Origin of the sequence: Castellaniella hirudinis, assembly GCF_047468865.1 — a bacterium.
Taxonomy (GTDB): Bacteria; Pseudomonadota; Gammaproteobacteria; order Burkholderiales; family Burkholderiaceae_B; genus Castellaniella; species Castellaniella hirudinis_A.
Genome location: NZ_JBLGTV010000003.1, coordinates 198,339 through 216,919, shown reverse-complemented (window position 1 = coordinate 216,919; position 18,581 = coordinate 198,339). Strand labels below are relative to the sequence as shown.

Sequence of the window (18,581 nt, the reverse complement as noted above, 5' to 3'; positions counted from 1 at the left end):
ATTCAGGGAATCAGGTGCCTATGGTGGCCTGGCGGCGGCAGCGCCGCCAGACTGGGAACTACGCACGGACAAAAATGTCCCGCCGGCCTTGTCAACGCTGGCGGGCGATGCGGTTGCCTTCGGTGGAGGCCAGGTTGAGCGCCGTCACGGCGGGCTGCTGGCCATCGAGCGCGGCCGTCAGGATCTGCTGGAAGCGCGTGCGGATGGCCGGATAGTTATGGATGCGAAAGCCCTGGCCGGTCACGGCGGAACGGCCGGCATACACGGCGACCAGATCATGCCACTGGCCCAGATCTTTGTAGAACCCGGCGGGCGTGTCCTTGAAGGCGGCCTGCGTGACCGGCAGATAGCCGGTTTGCTGATACCAGCGGCCAGCCTGCTCGGGCTGGGCCAGCCAGCCCAGGAAACCGGCAGCGGCATCGGTGACCGGCTTGGCGGATTTCATGACCCACAGGCCCGCGCCGCTGACAAAGGGATTGCCGGGAACCTTGGTGACCTCGGGGTAGTAAGGCAGGCCGGTGACGGCGTAGTTCAGCTTGCGCTGGTCGTTGAAGGCGCCGATGTGGCTGGAGCCGGACATCATCACCGCGCACTCGCCTTGGGCGAAGCGCCGCACGGACTGCACCCCGGCATCGGGGCGCGTCATGATTTCGGCCCGCACCCAGCTGATCATCAGAGACAAGTGGCGGACATAGGTGAGATCGAACGAAAAACTGGGCAGGCCCTTGGCTTTCAGGCCATTATCGGCGCTGGCGTACAGCTGATTGTTGACCGCGGCCAGGTTTTCCAGGTTGATTGAAACGGGCAGATCGGAAGTCAGCGGGCAGGTTCTCGACCCCCGGTTGGCCAGGCTGACCAGCTGACCCTGCAGGTCGATCCAGGTGCGCTGGGGCGCGGCGGGCGCCAGGCCCGCTTTTTTGAAGGCGTCCTGGTTGTAGTACATGACCGGGATTTCGAGCATGGACGGAAACGCCATCAAGCGGCCCTTGGGGTCGTGGATGAACGCATTGTCGGACGATACGAACCAGCGGATGTCTTTCAGGGGGCCGGATTTCTGCAGGGCGTACAAGGGCTGGACATACGGCCGCTGCGAGATTTCCTCCAGGGTGTGGCTATCGCCCAGCTGCGCCAGTGCCGGCAGTTTTTTGTCGCGGGCCGCCGCATCCAGTGCCTGATTCAGGGCCTCGGGACTGGCGAAATTGCGCACGTCCACCTGCACGTCGGACTGGCTGCGGTTATAGGCTTTCGCCAGGGACTCGAATACCTCCGCATTATGGGCATTCAGGCTGACCCAGACCGGAATCTGGGTCGCGGCGAAAGCCGGTGCGGCCAGCGTGGCCGCAGCCGCCAGGCAGGCAGCAGTCAAGCCCGGACGTCGGGCGCCGGAACCTAGGGAAAATCGCTTCATGAATCAGCCTAAGAAAGGAAAGGAGATATCGGGCACGCGCCCTGAAATCAGATCCGCCAACACGCGGCCGGATCCGGCACCCATGGTCCAGCCCAAGCTGCCGTGCCCTGTGTTGAGATACAGGTTCGGCAACCGGGTGCGGCCGATCAACGGCACATTGGACGGCGTCGTGGGCCGCAAACCGGACCAAAACTGAACATTATCAAAATCCAGCGCATTTGGAAACAAGGACTTGGCGTGTTCAACCAGCTGATTGCAACGGCTCGTATCCAAACTGCGGATATAGCTGCCCAATTCGGCCGTGCCCGCCATGCGCAGCTGGTCGCCCAGCCGTGAAGTGACGATCTTGGCTTCCTGGTCCACCAGGCTGACCATCGGGGCCAGCGCCGGATTTTTCAGGGAAAATGTGGCCGAATACCCCTTGACCGGCCAGACGGGGCAAGCGATGCGCAGCGGCGCCAGCAGGCGAGGGCTGTAACTGCCCAGGGCCACGACAAAGGCATCCGCCCGCGCCGGGCGGAAAAAGCCGTCCGGCTCGACGAGCTCGGCCACCGATACGCGCCCATCGACGGCCACCAGGCGATTGACCCGCGTATTGAAACGAAACACCACACCCGCCGCCTGGGCGCGCGCCGCCAGGGCCCGGGTAAAGAGATGCACGTCCCCGGACTCGTCCGCCTGGGTGAAATCCCCGCCCACGAGGGGGTCGCGCATGGCGGCCAGGGCGGGCTCGATGCGCAGCACCTCGGCGGCATCGACCACCTGCCGGTCGACGCCGAGTTCACGCATCAGGGCCGCGCTGGCCTGGGCATGCTCGAATTCGCGCGGATCGCGGTAAAAGGCCAGGATGCCGCGCTGCAGATGCTGATAGCGGATATCCAGCCGGGCGCGCAATTCATCCAGGGTGGCGCGGCTGTACTGGGCCAGGGACACCATCGCCCGCAGGTTGGCCCGGAAGCGGGGTGCGCGGCATTCGGCCAGATAACGGGCGCACCACAGCCATTGCCGGGGATTGGCCTGCGGGCTGACGCGCAGCGGGGCATTGGGGCGGCCCGCCCAGCGCAGGACTTTCTTGAGCGTATGCGCGCTGGCCCAGGGCTCGGCATAGCAGACGGAAATCTGCCCGCCATTGGCCCGGCTGGTTTCCAGCGCCGCCCCGGGGCGGCGTTCGATGACCTCGACTTCGTGGCCCGCCTGGGCCAGCCACCAGGCGCTGGACACCCCGATCACCCCCGCGCCCAAAACGATGATTTTCATGCCTGAACCTCGGCGAGATCCGCTTCGGAGGTGAAGGCATCGGCATGAAAGCGCTCGGGCGGCAGGCCGCAGTGCCGCACAAAATCATGGCGGGCGGCCCGCACCATGGCCGGGGCGCCGCACGCGTACACTTGATGGCCGGACAAGTCTGGAAAATCGGCCATCAGCGCCTGGTGCACCCAGCCGGTGCGCCCCGTCCAGGCCGCTTCGGGCGCGGCCTCCGAGACCACGGGGATCACCTGGAATGCCGGGTGCCGATCCTGCCAGGAGCGGGCCAAGTCCAGCTGATACAGATCCGCGGGCTGGCGCCCGCCCCAATACAGGCGCGCGGGCCGTGTATCGCCGCGCAGCAGCATGGCCTCGACCATGGCCTTGATCGGCGCAAAACCCGTGCCGCTGGCCAGGAACAGAATGGGCTGCGGGTCGTCCCGCAGGAAAAACGAGCCCAAAGGCCCTTCGATGCGCAGAATGTCGCGGGGCTTCAGCGGCGCATCGCCCAGCCCGAACACCGGATCCGTGAACAGCCCCCCCGGCATGTGGCGCACGTGCAGGGTCACCCGGTGATCCTGGGCCTGCGGGCAGGCCATGGAATAGCTGCGCCGGCTGCCGTCCTTGAGCAGGAATTCCAGGTACTGCCCCGGCTGGAAGGCGAAGGATTCGGCCGACGGCAGCTGCAGGGTGATTTCCCGGACATCCGCCGCCAGCGGGGTCAGGGCCAGCACCCGCACCGGCATCTTGCGCACCACGATGTCGCCGCGCAGGCGGACTTCCTCGGCTTCGATCACCACGTCCGAGCGGGGCCGCGCCTGGCACAGCAGGGTATAGCCCTGCGCCCGGTCGGCCGCATCGAGAATGCGCTCGGGCGCGGCGCCGGCCTCGTAGTCGCCCGATACGATGCGCCCCCGGCACGTAGAACAGGTGCCGTTGCGGCAACTGTAGGGCAGGACGATGCCCGCATCCAGCGCCGCGTCCAGGATGGTCTGGCCGGATTCGACCGTGAACGCCTGGCCGGCGGGTTGCACCGAGACCTTGAAACGCATCATAAAGCCCAACTGTGAGAATAAAGACCTGTTATTTTATCTTGTGCCCGGCATACCCCGCGCAATGCGCCGCCGGGCGCAAACACGCGGCCGGCCGCCGGAGCGAGGGCCTTCGCGCCGCGCCGGCTCAGGCCCCGCCCGACCACAGGCTGGGCTGCTTGATCTTCACGTCCAGCAACTTGCCCTTGCGCGCCCGCCGCCCGGCGTACCCGGCCAGGTCGTCCAGCGACAAGGCCAGCTCGGTGTCGCGCGCCCGGTACACACCGCGCAGAACCACCCCGGACGGCCCCACCGCCGCCCATTGCGCCAGGCGGTCGCCCGCGTCCAGGCCCATCAGGATGGTGCCGCGCCCGCCGCCGGACAGCACTTTCAGTTCTTCCAGCGCCACCACCAGGAACTTGCCGTTCTGACTGAGCAGCGCCACCGCATGGTGTTCGGGCGACAACGGCAGGGGCTTGAGCAAGCTGTCCTTTTTGTCGAGGGTCACGAACTGCTTGCCCGCATGCTGACGGGTGGACAAATCCCCCGCCGCGGCGATGAACCCATAACCCGTCGCCGCCCCCAGCAACAGCCGTTGCGCCGCAGGCGCCACCAGCATGTGCACAATCCGGCTGCCGGGTTGCAGCGTCAGCATGGACGTGATCGGCTGGCCATCGCCCCGCGCCGACGGCAGGCTGGATACCGCCACGCTATAGCTGCGCCCGGTGCTGGACAGGGCCAGCAGTTCCTGGGTGCTGCGGCACTCGACCGCATCGTACAAGGCATCCCCCGCCTTGAAACCGAACTGCGCGGCGTCATGCCCGTGCCCCTGGCGCACCCGCAGCCAGCCTTTTTGCGACATGACCACCGTGACCGGCTCATCCAGCACCTGGGCCTCCATGACGGCCCGATCCGCGGTTTCGATCAACGTGCGCCGATCGTCGCCATACTGCTTGGCATCGGCCTCGATTTCGCGGATCATCAGCCGCTTGAAGGCGTCGGGATTATCCAGCAAGTGCTGCAATTCGGCCTGCTCGCCGCGTTTTTTCTCCAGTTCCTGCTCGATGCGGATGCCTTCCAGGCGGGCCAGTTGGCGCAGGCGCATCTCCAGAATGTCGTCCGCCTGGCGCTCGGACAGCGCAAAGCGCGCCATCAGGGCGGCGCGCGGCTCGTCGGCCTCGCGGATCGTGCGGATGACTTCGTCTACATTCAGATACACAATGCTGCGGCCTTCCAGAATGTGGATGCGATCCAGCACCTTGTCCAGGCGGTGGCGCGTGCGCCGGTCGACGGTCTGCGCCCGGAACGCCAGCCAGGATGTCAGCACCTGGCGCAGGCTGCGCTGGCCGGGGCGGCCATCGGTGTCGATGCAGACCAGATTCAGCGGCACATTGCCTTCCAGGCCGGTGCGCACCAGCAGCAGGTTGACGAATTCGTCGCGGTCGATGGCGCGGGACTTGGGCTCGAAAACCAGCCGCACCGGCGCCTGCTTGCCGGACTCGTCGCGCACCGCATCCAGCAACCCCAGAACCAGCGCCCGCGTCTGCTGTTGCTCGGCGGACAGGGTCTTTTTGCCGGCACGCGGCTTGGGGTTGCTGAGTTCTTCGATGGTTTCGAGGATTTTCTGGGCGGACGCGCCCGGCGGGAGCTCCGTCACCACCATCTGCCACTGGCCCCGGGCCAGATCCTCGAAATGCCAGCGCGCCCGGGCCTTCAGGGTGCCGCGACCGCTGGCATAGACCTGGGCGATCTCATCGGCGGACGAAATGATCTGCCCGCCGCCGGGAAAATCCGGCCCCGGCACCAGGCGGTACAGCTCGGCATCGGGCAAGGCGGGCTTGCGCAGCAGCGCCACGCAGGCCTGGGCGATTTCGCGCAGGTTGTGCGAGGGAATCTCGGTGGCCATGCCCACGGCAATGCCCGACGCGCCATTCAGGAGCATGATGGGCAGGCGCGCCGGCAGGCACACGGGCTCTTGCTGGCTGCCGTCGTAGTTTGGGCTGAAGTCCACCGTGCCCTCGTCCAGCTCGTCCAGCAGCAGGCGGGAAAACGGCGTCAGGCGGGCCTCGGTGTAGCGCATGGCGGCGGCATTGTCGCCATCGCGCGAGCCAAAGTTGCCCTGGCCGTCGATCAGCGGGTAGCGCAGCACGAAATCCTGCGCCATGCGCACCATGGCATCGTAGGCGGCCTGATCCCCGTGGGGATGGTATTTGCCCAGCACGTCGCCCACGACCCGGGCGGATTTGACCGGGCGCGCCTGCGGCCCCAGGCCCATGGCGTCCATGGCATACAGAATGCGCCGCTGCACGGGTTTTTGCCCGTCGGAGACTTCGGGCAGCGCCCGTCCGCGCACCACGGACACGGCATAGTCCAAGTATGCCTGTTCGGCATAACGGGCCAGCACCAGGCTGTCATCCGCGTCGTCCTGCGCCTGATCCGGTGTTGTGACATCCATTGCAATTCCTTGAAGATCTCGATTACACGTCCACTTCGGCCAGGTTGCCCTTGGCTTCCAGCCAGCCGCGCCGCTGGGCGGCTTCGCCACGCGCCATCAGCATGTCGAACAGGCGCTCCGAAGCCGCCAGACCCTCGTCGCCATGGCGCACCCGCGCCAGCCGCCGGGTATCCGGGTTGAGCGTGGTGTCCCACAGCTGCTCGGCATTCATTTCGCCCAGGCCCTTGAAGCGGCTGATGCGCCAGACGCCCTCGCGCAGGCCCTCGGCGCGCAGCTTTTCCTGCACCGCGTCCAGTTCCACCTGATCCAGGCAATACAGCTTGCGCGCCGGGCGCTTGCCCGCCGCGGGCACGTCCACCCGGAACAGCGGCGGACGGGCCACGTACACATGGCCCGCCTCGATCAGGCGGGGGAAATGGCGCAGAAACAGAGTCAGCAGCAGCACCTGGATGTGCGCCCCGTCCACGTCGGCATCCGACAAAATACAGATGCGGCCATAGCGCAGGCCGGACAAGTCCACGGCCTGATCCGCCGCATGCGGATCGACGCCGATGGCCACGGAAATATCGTGGATTTCGTTATTGGCGAACAGGCGGTCGCGCTCGACCTCCCAGGCGTTGAGGATTTTCCCGCGCAGGGGCAGGATCGCCTGGAATTCCTTGTCGCGCCCCATCTTGGCCGATCCGCCCGCCGAATCCCCTTCGACCAGAAAAACCTCGGTGCGCGAGGCGTCCGTGGATTCGCAATCGGTCAGCTTGCCCGGCAGCACCGCCACGCCCGAGCCCTTGCGCTTTTCGACCTTGCGCGCCGCCCGCGTGCGCGCCTGGGCCTGGCCGATGGCCAGTTCGGCCAGGCGCTTGCCGTATTCCACATTGGCATGCAGCCAGAGTTCCAGCGCATTGCGCAGATACCCGCCCACCAGGCGCACCGCATCGCGGCTGTTCAGGCGTTCTTTGATCTGCCCCTGGAATTGCGGATCCAGCACCTTGGCCGACAGGATGAAACTGGCCCGGGCGAAAACGTCCTCGGGCAGCAGGCGGATGCCCTTGGGCAGCAGATTGTGCAGTTCGGCAAAGGTCTTGACCGCATTGAACAGGCCGTCGCGCAGGCCGGACTCGTGCGTGCCGCCCGCCGGAGTGGCGATCAGATTGACGTAGGATTCGCGCACCACCGGGCCTTCGGCCGTCCAGGCCACCACCCACTGGGCGCCCTCGCCCGGGCTGTAATGCTCATCGTCGTCGGCCGCAGCCTGCTGGCCGGCGAACATCGGCACCAGCAGGGGCGTGTCGCCCAGCGCGTCGGCCAGATAGCCCGCCAGGCCGGATTCATAATGCCATTCACGCTGCTGGCCGGTCTTTTCGAAATACAGCGAAACCCGGGTGCCCGGCAACAGCACCGCCTTGCTGCGCAAAGCGTGTTCCAGATCGCCCAGGGGCACCTGGGCCGCATCGAAATAGCGGGCATCCGGCCAGGCGCGCACCCGCGTGCCCGAGCGGCGCTTGCCCACCGAACCCACCCGGGCCAAGGGCTGGATCACCGCCCCATCGGCAAAGACAATGCGGTATTCGCCGCCCTCACGCCAGACGGTGACCTCCAGCCGGGTGGACAAGGCATTGGTGACGGACACCCCCACCCCATGCAGCCCACCAGAAAACGCATAGGCGCCGCCATCGGCCTTGCTGAACTTGCCCCCGGCATGCAAGCGGGTAAAGACCAGCTCGACCACCGGGGCGTGTTCTTCGGGGTGCTGCCCCACCGGAATGCCCCGGCCATCGTCTTCGACCGACAGGCTGCCGTCCGCGTGCAGCGTGACGGCGATGCGCTGCCCGAACCCCGCCAGGGCCTCGTCGGCGGCGTTGTCGATGACTTCCTGGATGATGTGCAGCGGGTTGTCGGTGCGCGTATACATCCCGGGGCGCTGACGCACGGGTTCCAAGCCCTTCAGAACCCGGATTGATGACTCGTCATAGCGTGCTGTGCTCACGGTACTGCCCCACCCTTGGCAATTAAAAAACCACCATTTTACGAAGATAATGGTATGCTTATCGACATCGGGCAAAACACGCCTGTCGCGCGGCGGCGCTCACCCGCCCTTCGTATCCCCTTTCTTAGCCTATTTTGCGCAGACTGACCGCACCATGAGCGACTCCATCAAGCACGTAAGCGATGCGTCCTTCCACGACGACGTGCTCCAATCCGAACTCCCCGTCCTGGTCGATTACTGGGCCGAATGGTGCGGCCCTTGTAAAATGATCGCCCCGCTGCTGGATGAAGCAGCCGCGAAGCTCCAGGGCCGCGCCGTCATCGCCAAGCTCAACGTGGACGACAACCCCGACAGCGCGGCCAAATACGGCGTGCGGGGCATTCCCACCCTGATGCTGTTCAAGAACGGCCAGGTCGCCGCCACCAAGGTGGGCGCCCTGTCGCGCACCCAACTGCAGGCATTCCTCGACGAATCCCTCTGATTTTTTTCCATTTCCCGCTGTGACGCGCGCGGGCCGGCTCTCCCGGCCCGCCCAAGATTCCACGACTCTTTTCTTTCCTTTCCATGCACCTCAACGAACTTAAAGCACTGCACGTCTCGCAGCTGCTCGAGATGGCCGCCGGTCTCGATATCGACAACGCCAGCCGACTGCGCAAACAGGAACTGATGTTTGCCATCATGAAGCGGCGCGCCAAGCAAGGAGAGCAGATCTTCGGCGACGGGGTCCTGGAAGTCCTGCCCGACGGCTTCGGGTTCTTGCGTTCGCCCGATACCTCGTACCTGGCCAGCACCGACGACATTTACATCTCGCCCTCGCAGATCCGGCGCTTCAACCTGCACACCGGGGATTCCATCGAAGGCGAAGTGCGCGTCCCCAAGGACGGCGAACGCTACTTCGCCCTGGTCAAGGTCGACAAGGTCAACGGCATGCAGCCCGAGGCCATCAAGCACCGGATCATGTTCGAGAACCTGACGCCGCTGCATCCCGACCAGCCCATGGTGCTCGAACGCGACATCAAGAGCAAAGAAAACATCACCGGGCGCATCATGGACATCTTCGCCCCCATCGGCAAAGGCCAGCGCGCCCTGATCGTCGCCAGCCCGAAATCCGGCAAGACCGTGATGATGCAGCACATTGCGCACGCCATCACCACCAACTACCCCGAAGCCGTGATGATCGTGCTGCTGGTCGACGAACGTCCCGAGGAAGTCACCGAAATGCAGCGCACGGTGCGCGGCGAAGTGGTGGCGTCCACCTTCGACGAGCCCGCCACCCGTCACGTCCAGGTGGCCGAAATGGTCATCGAAAAAGCCAAGCGCCTGGTCGAACTCAAAAAAGACGTGGTCATCCTGCTGGATTCCATCACCCGCCTGGCGCGCGCCTACAACACCGTGGTGCCGGCCTCCGGCAAGGTGCTTACCGGCGGGGTGGACGCCAATGCCCTGCAGCGCCCGAAACGCTTTTTCGGGGCGGCGCGCAACCTCGAAGAAGGCGGGTCGCTCACCATCATCGGCACCGCCCTGATCGAAACCGGCAGCCGCATGGACGAAGTCATTTACGAAGAATTCAAGGGCACCGGCAACTCCGAAGTGCACCTGGAACGCCGATTGGCCGAAAAACGCATCTATCCGGCCATCAACCTGAACAAATCCGGCACGCGTCGTGAAGAGCTCCTGATCAAGCCCGAACTTTTACAAAAGGTCTGGGTGTTACGCAAATTCATCCACGACATGGATGAGATCGAAGCCATGGAATTCATCCTGGACAAAATCCGGGCCACCAAAAACAACGCCGAGTTTTTTGACATGATGAAGAAATAAAGCGAGCACCTTTCATGAGTCTTCCTTCCGTTGATCAATTTCTAACCCAGCTACAGGCACGCGACCCCAGTCAACCCGAATTCATGCAGGCTGTCAAAGAAGTCATGCACAGCCTGTGGCCCTTCATCCAACAAAACCCCCAATACGCCAGCCAGGCGCTGCTTGAACGCATCGTCGAACCCGAGCGCGCCATCCAGTTCCGGGTCTGTTGGATGGACGACACCGGCAACACCCGCGTCAACCGGGGGTTTCGCATCCAGCACAGCTCGGCCATCGGCCCCTACAAAGGCGGCATGCGGTTCCACCCGTCGGTGAACCTGTCGATTCTCAAGTTCCTGGCCTTCGAGCAAACCTTCAAGAACGCGCTGACCACCCTGCCCATGGGCAGCGGCAAAGGCGGCTCCGATTTCGACCCCAAGGGCAAGTCCGACGCCGAAGTCATGCGTTTTTGCCAAGCCCTGATGACCGAACTGTACCGCCACCTGGGGCCGGACACCGATGTCCCCGCCGGCGATATCGGCGTGGGCGCGCGTGAAGTCGGCTTCATGGCCGGCATGATGAAAAAACTGTCCAACAATACCGGCAGCGTCTTCACCGGCAAGGGCCTGGCCTTTGGCGGCAGCCTGATCCGCCCGGAGGCCACGGGCTACGGCACCGTGTATTTCGCCGAAGAAATGCTCAAGCACGCCGGGCAGTCGCTGGAAGGCTACAAGGTGGCGGTGTCGGGCTCGGGCAATGTGGCCCAGTACGCCATCGAAAAATGCATGCAGCTGGGCGCCCGCGTGGTGACGGTCTCGGATTCCAACGGCTGCGTGGTCGACCCCGCCGGCTTCACGCCCGAAAAACTGGCCGCGCTGATCGAACTGAAAAACGGCAAACGCGGCTGCATCGAAGAATACGCCAAGCAATTCGATCTGCGCTACGAAGCTGGCAAGCGGCCCTGGCACGTGCCGGTGGACGTCGCCCTGCCCTGCGCCACGCAAAACGAGCTGGAAATCGAAGACGCCCGCGCCCTGATCGCCAATGGCGTGCGCTGCGTGGCCGAAGGCGCCAACATGCCCTGCAGCATCGAGGCCGCCGACGCCTTCATCGCCGCCGGCGTGCTGTACGCCCCCGGCAAAGCCAGCAACGCGGGCGGCGTGGCGGTCTCTGGGCTGGAAATGAGCCAGAACCACCAGCGCCTGGCCTGGACGCGCGAACAGGTGGACACCAAGCTGCACGACATCATGCGCGACATCCACCGCAACTGCCTGCAATACGGCAGCCAGGGCGGCAAGGTCAACTACGTCAACGGCGCCAACATCGCCGGTTTCGTCAAGGTGGCTGACGCCATGCTGGCCCAAGGGGTGTATTGATATGGCTTGCCCGCCGATGCCCCCGCACCCATGAAAAAAGCTCCCTCGGGAGCTTTTTTCATGGCGGCCGCGCGCCCCGGATCAGCGCAGAATCTGCTGCAGAAAAGCGCGGGCCCGGTCGCAGCGGGGCTGCGTGAAGAACGACTCGGGGTCGTTGTCCTCGACGATGCCGCCCTGGTCGAGAAAAAGCACCCGGCTGGCCACCTGGCGGGCAAAGCCCATCTCGTGGGTCACGCACAACATGGTCACGCCGCTCTCCGCCAGCTGCACCATGACATCCAGCACTTCCTTGACCATTTCCGGGTCCAGCGCGGCCGTGGGCTCGTCAAACAGAATGATCCGGGGCTCCATGCACAGCGCTCGGGCGATGGCGACCCGCTGCTGCTGGCCGCCGGACAGCTGGGCGGGGTATTTGTGCAAATGCGCCCGCATGCCCACCTTGTCCAGGAAATGGCAGGCGCGCTCCTGGGCCTGCTGGCTGCGCAGGCCTCGCACCGACATGGGGGCCAGCGTGCAATTATCCAGCACGCTCAGATGGGGAAACAGGTTGAAGTGCTGGAACACCATGCCCACATCGCGCAAAGTGGCCGACGCCGCGGACGAGACCTCGGTCACCTCCACGCCCAGCACCTGAATCCGGCCGTGCTGGGCGGATTCCAGCTGGTTGACGCAACGGATCAGGGAAGATTTTCCCGAGCCCGACGGGCCGCACAGGACGATGCGATCCCCCTGCCGCACCCGCAGGGTGATGTCGCGCAAGGCATGGTAATCACCATACCATTTGTTCAGGCCCTGGATGTCGATCACCACGGGCGGCGCGTCCGCCGCCGGCGGTTCATCCGCGGCAAAGGGTTCGGCCGCCGCCGGCGCGGCCTGAAGAAAGCGATGGGGAACGGGAGCATTCATATCAGAGATGTCCATAACAGGGTCAGCGGGCAAGATGCCGGGACAGGCGGGCTTCCGCCGCCCCCAGGACGCGGCGCAATACCTCGACCACCAGCAGGTACAAGACCGCCGCCCACAGATAGATTTCAAAATTGAAGCTGCGCGAGTAGGCCAGCTTGGTGACGCCCATCACGTCATAGACGGTGACCAGCGACGCGATGGCGCTGGCCTTGACGAGCAGGATCATTTCGTTGCCCAGCGGGCCGATGGCGATCCGCATGGATTGCGGCAGAATGACGCGCAGGAACGACTTTATCGGCCCCAGACTGAGCGCCCGGCAGGCCTCCCGCTGCCCGGCGGGGATCGCCATCAGGCTGCCGCGAAAGATTTCCGCCTGATAGGCCGCCGTGTTCAGGCTGAACGCCAACAGCGCGCACCACCAGGGGTCGCGGAAAAACCACCATAGGTGGATCGACTGCCAGAACTCGCGGAACGCGCTCATGCCGTAGTACAGCAAGAACAGCTGGGCCAGCAGGGGCGAGCCCCGGAAAAAATAGACATAGCCCCGGCTGAACCCGCGCGCCAGGCGGCTGGACGATGAACGGCCCAGAACCAGCAGCCAGCCCAGCAGCCAGCCCGCCGCAAACGACAGCATGACGAGCTTGATCGTGATCCAAAAGCCCTGCAGCATGCGCAGGCCGTACAGATCCAGCAAAGAAGCGTCCAGGACATACGACAGGATTTGCTTGACGGTTTCCATGGTGATCAGGCCTTTTGCGCAAAGCGGGAAAAATGGCCTTCCGCCCGGGTGAAGATCAAGCCCGACAAGGCCGACAGCACAAGATACAGGACACAGGCCGCCGAATAGAACAGAATCGGCTCACGCGTGCCCGTCACGGCCAGATTGGTCTGGCGCATGAGATCGGCCAGCGAAATCGTCGAGACCAGCGAGGTGTCCTTCAGCAGCGTCAGCCAGTTGTTCGCCAGGCCGGGCAAGGCCACGCGCATCAACTGCGGAAACGTCACCCGCCACAACGTGGTCCAGCGCGACAAGCCCAGCGCCCGCGCGGCTTCGGCCTGGCCCGGGGAAATCGCCTTGAAGCCGCCCAGCCAGACTTCGCTGGAAAAGGCGGCCAGCACCAGGCTGAAGGCGATGACGCCGGCCACGAAAGCGTTGATGGCGATCCCGCCGTCATAACCCAGGTGGCGCATGAGCTTCTCGGCCGCGATCTGACTGCCGTAATACACCAGGAACAAGGTGAGCAGCTCGGGCAGGCCCCGAAACACCGTGGAAAACACCGTGGCCAGCCTGCGCACCCACATCCGCTTCGACTGGCTGCCCAGGGCCACCGCCAAGCCCAGCGAAAACCCAAACGGCACACAGCTCAAGGCCAGCAAGAGCGTGACCGCCGCCCCGGCCAACAGAGTGTCGCCCCAGCCTTGGCTGCCCCAGGACAGCAACCGCAATGATTCAAGCATGAAAATCCCAGCCCCTTGAGGGCTGCCTCAGGTGGATGCTGAAACCGGCGGGCGGGGCCGCCGGGCTGTGTCGGCGGGGCCGATCAGTAGATATCGATGCCGAAGTAGCGCTGGGATATCCGCTGGTACGAGCCATCGGCGCGGATATCCTGGATGGCCTGGTTGAACCGCGTGCGCAGGTCATCGTCGCCCTTGCGCACGGCAATGGCGATATCGTCTTGCGTGCCGGGCAGGTCGCCCAGCAGCTTGCAACAATCTTTGCTGTGCTTGCGCATCCACTCGATCAGTGGGTATTTGTCATTCACCAGCGCATCCAGGCGCCCGCTGGCCAAGTCGCTGCCCGCATCATCGGTGGTCGGATACAGGCGAACCTCGGCCCCGGCCTTGGCATAGACGTCCTCGGCATATTCCCCCGATGTCGTGGAAGACTGCGCCCCCACGACCTTGTCCTTGTACACCTCGGCGTCCAAGCCCTGGACACTGCTATCCCGGGCCACCGCCACCGACAGGTACGTGCGGTAATAGTGATCCGTGAAATCGACCTGCTTGGCGCGTTCCGGGGTCACGGCCATCGAGGAAATGATGGCGTCGAACTTGCGGGCCATCAGGGCCGGGATGATGCCGTCCCAGTCCTGCGCGACGAAAACGCACTCGGCTTTCATCTGCTTGCACAGGGCATTGGCGATATCGACGTCGAAACCGACATAGCCGCCCTGGGCGCTGGGGGCGCTGAAGGGCGGATAGGCCGCTTCCAGGCCGATGCGCAGGGGGTCGGCCTGGGCGGCGCCTGCTGTTCCCAGGCCCCCGAGGGCCAGGGCCAGAACAAGGTTTTTGAATTGCTTCATGGGTTTGTCTCCTGATTTTTATAGGAATTCCCCACGGCGAATACATTGTCCGCCGTGGGAAGGGTGGGAAAAGTCAATCGCCGGCCTGTTCGCGCACCAGCGTGCTTTTGCCGAACAGGCTTTCAACCATCTGAACGGCCACCTTGGCCGTGCCGTTGCGCACATCCAGGGCCGGATTGAGTTCGACAATGTCGAGCGATGCCACACGGCCGGTGTCGGCCAGCATTTCCATGCACAGCTGGGCTTCACGCCAGGTGGGGCCGCCCTGCACGGTGGTGCCCACGCCCGGCGCATCGCGGGGATCGAGAAAATCCACATCGAAGCTGACATGGATGTGCGCATCGCTGGGCAAGTCCGCCAGGGCGGCCTGCATGACGGCGCGCATGCCGCGCTCGTCGATCGTGCGCATATCGTAGACATCCAGCTTTTGCTCGTGCACGAACACGCGTTCCTGGCGATCCACGCTGCGGATGCCGATCATGCGCAGATCGGCGGGATCGAGCGCCGCCCCCGTGCCGCCCAGGTGAACCAGTTCGTCCGGGCCGAAACCGCACAGGCACGCCACGGGCATGCCATGCACATTGCCGCTGGGGGTCAGTTTCGCCGTATTGAAGTCCGTATGGGCATCCAGCCAGAACACTCGCAGGGGACGATCCGTCCGGCGGCAATAGCGCGCCACCGCGCCCACGGAACCCACCCCCAGGCAGTGATCGCCCCCCAGCATGATCGGGATGCGATGCGCATGCAGCTGCGTGGACACCGCATCGAACAGCACTTGGTTCCACTGCACGACTTCCGCCAGATGACGATACCCGCCCTCCGGGGGCTGCCAGGGATTGACGGGGCCGGATAGATTGCCGGTATCCAGAACCCGCAGCCCCTGGCGGGTCAGGGCGCGCGCCAAGCCCGCCACCCGCAGGGCCTCCGGCCCCATCGAGGCGCCGCGCGCGCCGGCGCCCACGTCGGTGGGCACGCCGATCAGGGCCACTGTTTTTTCATTCATGATCTATCCTTGATTGCTTGACGCGGCCGGGGTTCGCCGCCCATCCGGCGACGGCCAGTCCGCGCCGGCGCGTCTGTTTTTTCATCAACCACTAAATTGCCGGCGCGCAGGCGGGCGCGGACGCCGGATGGGCGGCGGCGCCAGTGTCCAGATCCGCCGCAGCCGCCCGCGCCGCACCCAGGCGCCGCATCGTCCCGAACAGATTTTTCGGATCGCCTTCGGGAACCAGTTCCAGGGAGCGGCCGATATTCGCCGCCCGGGCATGATCCCAGAGGAAGCGCAAGGCGGAAAAATCCTCCAGGGCGAAGCCGACGGAATCGAACACCGTCACTTCATCCGCCGTCCGGCGGCCCGGCCGCCGGCCGGACAGGACTTCCCAAAGCGGCACGACCGCATAATCGGCGGGCATTTGCTGAATCTCGCCCTCGATGCGGGACTGGGGCTCGAATTCCACGAACGTCGTGGCCCCCAGGAGAATATCGGCGTGCAGCTCTGTCTTGCCGGGGCAGTCGCCCCCCACGGCATTGATGTGCACGCCCGGACGAACCATCTCGGGCGTCAGGATCAAGGCATTGGTCTTGTCCGCCGTCACGGTGGTGATGATGTCCGCCGCGGCGACGGCCTCGGCGGTGCTGGCAGCCAGCCGGACATCCAGGCCGCGGCAACAGGCGAGGTTGTCGGCCAGCTTCCGGCTGGCCGACGCATCCACGTCATGGATCACCAGGGTCTCCACGCCCAGCAGATGGTGGAACGCCAGGGCCTGGAATTCGCTTTGCGCCCCATTGCCGATCAAGGCCATCGTGCGCGCCCCGGGACGCGCCAGCACCCGCGCCGCCATGACCGACGTGGCGGCCGTGCGCAAGGCGGTGGTCAGGGTCAGCTCGCTCAACAGCAAAGGCGCCCCCGTGCTGACCTCGGCCAGGGCGCCGAACGCCATGACGGTGGGCAGCCCCTGAAGCGGGTTGGCGGGATGCCCGTTGACGAATTTGAAGGAATAACGCTCGGCATCCGTCGTCGGCATGAGCTCGATCACCCCGACCGGGGAATGGCTGGCCAGGCGCGGTGTTTTTTCAAATGCCTCCCAGCGGACGAAGTCATCCTGGATGTACCGGGACAGCACGTCCAGGGCTTTGGCAATCCCCATGCGATCGACCAGCATGGCCACGTCGGTGGTTGTCAGCATCCATGTCATGATGGGTCTCCTTATCTGATTATGATGATTCTGCCCAGGCTGTCTTTATTATTCTTAATTAGCCGGACAATTCATAGCGCCAAAATTTAACAAAGATCGTTATTTTTTTATACAATTCTGATACTTCGATTGACGATACGTCAGAAACAGGCAAAAAAATGGACTCTCTGGATCACCAAATCCTCGCCTACCTGCGCAGCGATGCCCGCATCTCCGCCGCCACGCTGGCCAAGAAATTGAACGTGTCCCGCGGCACCATCTGCAACCGCATCAGCCGCATGGAACGCAACCACCACATCCTGGGCTACACCGTCCGGGTGCAGGCCGAATCGCAAGGCCAGGAGATTGCGGCCTGGATGAGCATCGCCATCGAAGGCCATGAGACTTCGCGCATCGTGCATGCGCTGTCGGGCGAACCCGCCGTCTGGGCCCTGCACGACACCAATGGCCGCTGGGATCTGCTGGCCGAATTGCGGGTGACCAATATTTCCCAGCTGTCCGATGCGCTGGAGCGCATCCGCCTGATCAAGGGGATTTCGGCGACCGAGACAAGTCTGCACCTGAAGACGCTGCAGTTGCGCTGACCGGCGCATCCCGGATGACGGGCTCGTCCCAGGTGCCGGTGACGTGATAGCGCACCGTCATGGCCTTGGCCAAGGGGGTTTTCAGCAGCCACTGGGTGACGAACGCCCCCAGGCCCACCAGGGGATTGATGGCGATGCCCGCCGCCAGGGCCGCGCCGCTGACGTCCAGGTTCGGCACGATGACGGCCTGCAGGTTCAGGGTTTCGTCCAGGATATTGCTGCTGCCCTCCAGCAGGATCGTGGCCACCGGGCCGATCACCTTGTAGTCCCGGGCCTGCATCATGCCATTGTCCAGCGTCAGGGCGCCGCGCAGCTGATCGAACGGAAAGCCGTCCTGGGTCAGGCTGACCAAGCCCTGATCCAGGCGATTCAGGCGCATGAGGGACTGCAGGGAAAGGACTTCCAGCAGCTTGGCCGTGCGCGACCCCACCTTCTGGAAGCGCCCCTTGTCCAGAGAGAATTCCAGCGTCCCCGCCAGCTTGGCCTTGTCCCGGGTCCAGGGCAGATCGCGCCACTGGAGCGCGCCTTTCAGGACACCCTCGCCCCCCGCCAGCACATCGGGATACCCGGCCCGGCTCATCCAGGCCCCCATGTTCTTGGCGGAGACCTCGGCCTTCAGATCCAGGCCGCGATCCGGCCCCCGCAAACGCCACATGCCCGTGCCCCGCAGGACGGCGTTGTCGTCGCCGATCTGCAGCCGATCCAGCCGCCAGGTGTGCCGCCCGGCGTCGCGCACGCCTTCCAGCGACAAGGCCCCGACGGAATGCCCGAACAGGCGCAGATCGTCGGCCTGCAAAACGATGCCGGGCAAGTCCAGGTCGTCGTCCACGGTGGCATCGTCGTCGATCTGGGCATCGGGCAACAAGGATCGAGTGTCATCGGCGTCATCGCCCACACTCAGCCGGTCGAACCGCCCGGCCATGCGCCCCATGACCTGGCCGTCCCTTTCCTGCCATTTCAGCGTGCCGGTGGTCTGCTCGGAGCGCAGATTCAGCGACCAGTGTTCCTGCGGCGTGCGGGTGGCCCGCAGCACGGCCTGATCCAGGCGGGTATTGAGCACGCGCAGCTGATCCGCCCGGACACTGAGCAAGGACAGGTCGGGCCACAGCGGACGCTGGCTTCCGCCCTGCCCGGCCTGATTGCGCCGGGGGATGGAAAACTCGTCCACGATGCGGTTCCAGAGATCCAGGTCGATCAGGGGGTAATCGAACACCACCCGCAGGCCCAGCCGGATTTCATCGCCCCAGCGGATGTCCAGTTGGTCGGCTTCGGCGTCCGCGTTGGTCCAGTTCAA

The 18,581-nt window shown here is 64.8% G+C and carries 16 protein-coding genes; 4 read left to right on the top strand and 12 right to left on the bottom strand.

Annotated features, from left to right (window positions below; translation table 11 throughout):
* Positions 1-91 precede the first annotated feature (91 nt).
* The 5 genes from ACMHYJ_RS06500 to ACMHYJ_RS06480 all read right to left on the bottom strand — a co-directional run bounded on the left by ACMHYJ_RS06500 (position 92) and on the right by ACMHYJ_RS06480 (position 8,123).
* Complete coding sequence (locus ACMHYJ_RS06500) at positions 92-1,408, bottom strand: extracellular solute-binding protein (protein WP_414245388.1); 1,317 nt, start codon at positions 1,406-1,408, stop codon at positions 92-94.
* A 3-nt stretch (positions 1,409-1,411) separates the two neighbouring features.
* Complete coding sequence (locus ACMHYJ_RS06495) at positions 1,412-2,665, bottom strand: D-amino acid dehydrogenase (RefSeq protein WP_414245387.1); 1,254 nt, start codon at positions 2,663-2,665, stop codon at positions 1,412-1,414.
* Complete coding sequence (locus tag ACMHYJ_RS06490; protein WP_414245498.1) at positions 2,662-3,705, bottom strand: CDP-6-deoxy-delta-3,4-glucoseen reductase; 1,044 nt, start codon at positions 3,703-3,705, stop codon at positions 2,662-2,664. Before ACMHYJ_RS06490 ends, ACMHYJ_RS06495 begins: the two co-directional genes overlap by 4 nt.
* A gap of 127 nt (positions 3,706-3,832) precedes the next feature.
* Positions 3,833-6,139, bottom strand: coding sequence for a DNA topoisomerase IV subunit A (gene parC / locus ACMHYJ_RS06485; RefSeq protein WP_414245386.1), 2,307 nt, complete (start codon positions 6,137-6,139; stop codon positions 3,833-3,835).
* A gap of 22 nt (positions 6,140-6,161) precedes the next feature.
* The gene (locus ACMHYJ_RS06480; protein WP_414245385.1) at positions 6,162-8,123 is read right to left on the bottom strand and encodes a DNA topoisomerase IV subunit B; all 1,962 of its coding nucleotides are present in this window, start codon (positions 8,121-8,123) and stop codon (positions 6,162-6,164) included.
* Between the two features lie 154 nt (positions 8,124-8,277).
* Here ACMHYJ_RS06480 and trxA point away from each other — a divergent pair, with 154 nt between their 5' ends.
* The 3 genes from trxA to gdhA all read left to right on the top strand — a co-directional run bounded on the left by trxA (position 8,278) and on the right by gdhA (position 11,299).
* Entirely contained in the window at positions 8,278-8,604 is a 327-nt protein-coding gene (gene trxA, locus ACMHYJ_RS06475) for a thioredoxin TrxA (protein ID WP_414245384.1), read from the top strand.
* A gap of 83 nt (positions 8,605-8,687) precedes the next feature.
* Complete coding sequence (gene rho, locus ACMHYJ_RS06470) at positions 8,688-9,944, top strand: transcription termination factor Rho (RefSeq protein WP_414245383.1); 1,257 nt, start codon at positions 8,688-8,690, stop codon at positions 9,942-9,944.
* Positions 9,945-9,958: 14 nt separating this feature from the next.
* Complete coding sequence (gene gdhA, locus ACMHYJ_RS06465; protein WP_414245382.1) at positions 9,959-11,299, top strand: NADP-specific glutamate dehydrogenase; 1,341 nt, start codon at positions 9,959-9,961, stop codon at positions 11,297-11,299.
* An 81-nt stretch (positions 11,300-11,380) separates the two neighbouring features.
* On the opposite strand, the gene ACMHYJ_RS06460 is transcribed toward gdhA, so the two are convergent.
* The 6 genes from ACMHYJ_RS06460 to ACMHYJ_RS06435 form a co-directional block, all read right to left on the bottom strand.
* Positions 11,381-12,106 carry an amino acid ABC transporter ATP-binding protein gene (locus ACMHYJ_RS06460; protein ID WP_414245497.1) on the bottom strand — a complete coding sequence of 242 codons (726 nt, stop codon included), beginning with the start codon at positions 12,104-12,106 and terminating at the stop codon, positions 11,381-11,383.
* 121 nt (positions 12,107-12,227) lie between these two features.
* The gene (locus ACMHYJ_RS06455) at positions 12,228-12,944 is read right to left on the bottom strand and encodes an ABC transporter permease (protein ID WP_414245381.1); all 717 of its coding nucleotides are present in this window, start codon (positions 12,942-12,944) and stop codon (positions 12,228-12,230) included.
* A gap of 5 nt (positions 12,945-12,949) precedes the next feature.
* Entirely contained in the window at positions 12,950-13,663 is a 714-nt protein-coding gene (locus tag ACMHYJ_RS06450; protein WP_414245380.1) for an ABC transporter permease, read from the bottom strand.
* 83 nt (positions 13,664-13,746) lie between these two features.
* A complete protein-coding gene (locus ACMHYJ_RS06445; protein ID WP_414245379.1) occupies positions 13,747-14,508 on the bottom strand; it encodes a transporter substrate-binding domain-containing protein in 762 nt (253 codons plus the stop codon).
* 73 nt (positions 14,509-14,581) lie between these two features.
* Complete coding sequence (gene rocF, locus ACMHYJ_RS06440) at positions 14,582-15,511, bottom strand: arginase (protein ID WP_414245378.1); 930 nt, start codon at positions 15,509-15,511, stop codon at positions 14,582-14,584.
* Positions 15,512-15,602: 91 nt separating this feature from the next.
* Positions 15,603-16,703 (bottom strand): ornithine cyclodeaminase, encoded by a 1,101-nt coding sequence (locus ACMHYJ_RS06435; RefSeq protein ID WP_414245377.1) that lies wholly within the window; start codon positions 16,701-16,703, stop codon positions 15,603-15,605.
* Positions 16,704-16,861: 158 nt separating this feature from the next.
* Here ACMHYJ_RS06435 and ACMHYJ_RS06430 point away from each other — a divergent pair, with 158 nt between their 5' ends.
* Positions 16,862-17,287 carry an Lrp/AsnC family transcriptional regulator gene (locus ACMHYJ_RS06430; RefSeq protein ID WP_414245376.1) on the top strand — a complete coding sequence of 142 codons (426 nt, stop codon included), beginning with the start codon at positions 16,862-16,864 and terminating at the stop codon, positions 17,285-17,287.
* Here ACMHYJ_RS06430 and ACMHYJ_RS06425 read toward each other — a convergent pair.
* On the bottom strand, positions 17,229-18,581 hold a 1,353-nt coding region (locus tag ACMHYJ_RS06425), incomplete at its 5' end, for an AsmA-like C-terminal region-containing protein (protein ID WP_414245375.1). The two genes, ACMHYJ_RS06430 and ACMHYJ_RS06425, sit on opposite strands and share 59 nt — an antisense overlap.

Coding starts and splice junctions, on each gene's coding strand:
- ACMHYJ_RS06430 (WP_414245376.1), top strand. CDS start 16,862: ATGGACTCTCTGGATCACCAAATCCTCGCCTACCTGCGCAGCGATGCC.
- ACMHYJ_RS06490 (WP_414245498.1), bottom strand. CDS start 3,705: ATGCGTTTCAAGGTCTCGGTGCAACCCGCCGGCCAGGCGTTCACGGTC.
- rocF (WP_414245378.1), bottom strand. CDS start 15,511: ATGAATGAAAAAACAGTGGCCCTGATCGGCGTGCCCACCGACGTGGGC.
- rho (WP_414245383.1), top strand. CDS start 8,688: ATGCACCTCAACGAACTTAAAGCACTGCACGTCTCGCAGCTGCTCGAG.
- ACMHYJ_RS06435 (WP_414245377.1), bottom strand. CDS start 16,703: ATGACATGGATGCTGACAACCACCGACGTGGCCATGCTGGTCGATCGC.
- gdhA (WP_414245382.1), top strand. CDS start 9,959: ATGAGTCTTCCTTCCGTTGATCAATTTCTAACCCAGCTACAGGCACGC.
- ACMHYJ_RS06495 (WP_414245387.1), bottom strand. CDS start 2,665: ATGAAAATCATCGTTTTGGGCGCGGGGGTGATCGGGGTGTCCAGCGCC.
- ACMHYJ_RS06450 (WP_414245380.1), bottom strand. CDS start 13,663: ATGCTTGAATCATTGCGGTTGCTGTCCTGGGGCAGCCAAGGCTGGGGC.
- trxA (WP_414245384.1), top strand. CDS start 8,278: ATGAGCGACTCCATCAAGCACGTAAGCGATGCGTCCTTCCACGACGAC.
- ACMHYJ_RS06455 (WP_414245381.1), bottom strand. CDS start 12,944: ATGGAAACCGTCAAGCAAATCCTGTCGTATGTCCTGGACGCTTCTTTG.
- ACMHYJ_RS06500 (WP_414245388.1), bottom strand. CDS start 1,408: ATGAAGCGATTTTCCCTAGGTTCCGGCGCCCGACGTCCGGGCTTGACT.
- ACMHYJ_RS06445 (WP_414245379.1), bottom strand. CDS start 14,508: ATGAAGCAATTCAAAAACCTTGTTCTGGCCCTGGCCCTCGGGGGCCTG.
- parC (WP_414245386.1), bottom strand. CDS start 6,139: ATGGATGTCACAACACCGGATCAGGCGCAGGACGACGCGGATGACAGC.